The following is a 1,287-nucleotide window of genomic DNA, read 5'->3' on the forward strand; positions in this document are numbered from 1 at the left end:
GTTCCCCCATTTCCCCCTGTTCCCCGCAGTGCGCAGCCCCCACTGCGCACGCGCACCAGCATGCCCCGGCCGGACGCTTGAAACCTTGACGGTCCGTGCAGGGACCTTGTCGATTCCCGCAGGGCCCGGCCGGCGCGAGGGAGCCCTACGCGCTCCGGCCCGTGTGGTGGTGGCGGTGGTCCGTCGGGGTCATCCCGTACGCGCGGCGGAAGACGCGGCTGAAGGTGGCCGGGTCGGTGAAGCCCCACCGCGCGGCGATGGACCGCACGGAGCGGCCCCGCAGCCGGGGGTCGGCCAGGTCACGGCGGCAGCGCTCCAGGCGGCGGTGGCGGACCCAGGCGGCCGGGGCCTCCCCCTCCGCCGCGAACAGCTGGTGCAGGTGGCGCACCGAGATGCCGTGCGCCGCCGCGACGGTGGCCGGGGACAGCGACGGGTCGCCGAGGTTCTGGTCGATGAAGTCCCGTATCCGGGTGTGCAGGGCACGCCGGCGGGACTCCGGTGGCAGCGCGTCCTCGGAGTCCAGGCAGCCGCCGAGCACGGAGGCGAGCAGGTCCGTGGTCACCGAGGCCAGCGCCGGTGCGTCGGCCTCGGTGAACTCGTCGGCCCGCCGGGCGACGTCGGCCAGCCAGCGGTACAGCGTGCCGCCCATGCCCCGGTCCACCGGGACCGGCACGGCCAGCAGCCGCCGGACCGCGCGGGGCGGCAGCGGCAGCCGGGCCCGCGGCACGCTGACGACGACCGTCGTGGTCCGCTCGGACGTCCTGTTGATCCGGACGTCGTAGGGGAGGCTGCTGTCGGCCACGACGAGGTGCCCCGCCCCGAACACCGACTCGTTGCCGTCCTGGGCCATCCCGCCGTCCCCGGTGAGCTGGCAGTTGACCTGGTAGACCTCGGGGTCGAACCGCCGGATGGTCCGCGGGGTGCGCACGGTGTCCAGCTGCGGCAGGTCCAGCTCGGCGATCTGCAGCTCGCCGAGCGGCAGGACCCGCATCGTGGCCCGGAAGTCGTCGCTGCGCTCACTGCGCAGCAGGTTGGGCACATGCGTCCGCGTGGCGACGTCCTGCCACAGGTCCCACCGCTCGGCGGGCGGCACGACATCGGTCCGGAACTCCTGCACCAGCATCGCCACACGGCTCCCCACGTGTACCGGACGGCTGCTCCCTGCCCGGAGAACATCGTAGGAACCGGGCGGGAAAAAAATCCGGGAGACCGTGCAACCCTCCCCGCCCTTCACCGGTCGTACTCTGCGTCAGGACTTCTGGAGGGGGACCCGGGGGGGGCTTGAGG

Annotated in this window: 1 protein-coding gene; it reads right to left on the reverse strand. The window is 73.7% G+C overall.

From position 1 onward, the window contains the following. Positions 1 to 145 precede the first annotated feature (145 nt). A complete protein-coding gene (locus tag B7L92_RS38785; protein ID WP_170102293.1) occupies positions 146 to 1,123 on the reverse strand; it encodes an AraC-like ligand-binding domain-containing protein in 978 nt (325 codons plus the stop codon). Positions 1,124 to 1,287 lie beyond the last annotated feature (164 nt).

The organism is Streptomyces viridosporus (genome assembly GCF_002078235.1).
Lineage (GTDB): Bacteria > Actinomycetota > Actinomycetes > Streptomycetales > Streptomycetaceae > Streptomyces > Streptomyces viridosporus.

Bases quoted from the DNA above. Each gene is read 5' to 3' on its own strand.
- B7L92_RS38785 (WP_170102293.1), bottom strand. From the start codon at position 1,123: ATGCTGGTGCAGGAGTTCCGGACCGATGTCGTGCCGCCCGCCGAGCGG.